This is a genomic window from Ralstonia sp. OTU4908, assembly GCF_038440115.1.
Taxonomy (GTDB): domain Bacteria; phylum Pseudomonadota; class Gammaproteobacteria; order Burkholderiales; family Burkholderiaceae; genus Ralstonia; species Ralstonia pickettii.
Genome location: NZ_JASATD010000111.1, coordinates 1 through 354 on the forward strand (window position 1 = coordinate 1; position 354 = coordinate 354).

General features: G+C 66.7%; 1 protein-coding gene. It reads left to right on the forward strand.

Annotated features, from left to right (window positions below):
* Window positions 1-120: 120 nt before the first annotated feature.
* Window positions 121-336 (forward strand): hypothetical protein, encoded by a 216-nt coding sequence (locus AAHM38_RS25555; RefSeq protein WP_028228985.1) that lies wholly within the window; start codon window positions 121-123, stop codon window positions 334-336.
* Window positions 337-354: the final 18 nt, after the last annotated feature.

Here is a 354-nt window from a genome sequence, read left to right on the forward strand (position 1 = left end):
GGGGGACGGGGCAAATCGGCGCGCGGAGCGGGTCAGTCCACCGAACCCATCCAGGGCATGACTTCAGACTTTCGCGCGCGAAAGTCCAAAATCGGCCGTTTCGCACGCGAAAGGACGCCCATGAACCTCCAGCACCTGATGGCACTGTCACCCTGGCGCAGCCAGTGGGTGACAAAGCGCGTATCCCGCACGGCCGTGCATCGCTCGGGCTTGGTGGCCAGCATCGGCCCGCAAGGGCTCGTGCTGGACAACCAGCAGCAGGTCGATGGCCAGCGCTGGCAGCTCGATGCCTTGCGCGATCAGGCCGACCAGCTCTGGCGCGAAGGCCGCATGTAGGCAAGCGGCAGCGCGCAG

What these genes read in the sequence shown, in the direction of transcription:
- AAHM38_RS25555 (WP_028228985.1), top strand. Translation starts at nt 121, where the DNA reads ATGAACCTCCAGCACCTGATGGCACTGTCACCCTGGCGCAGCCAGTGG.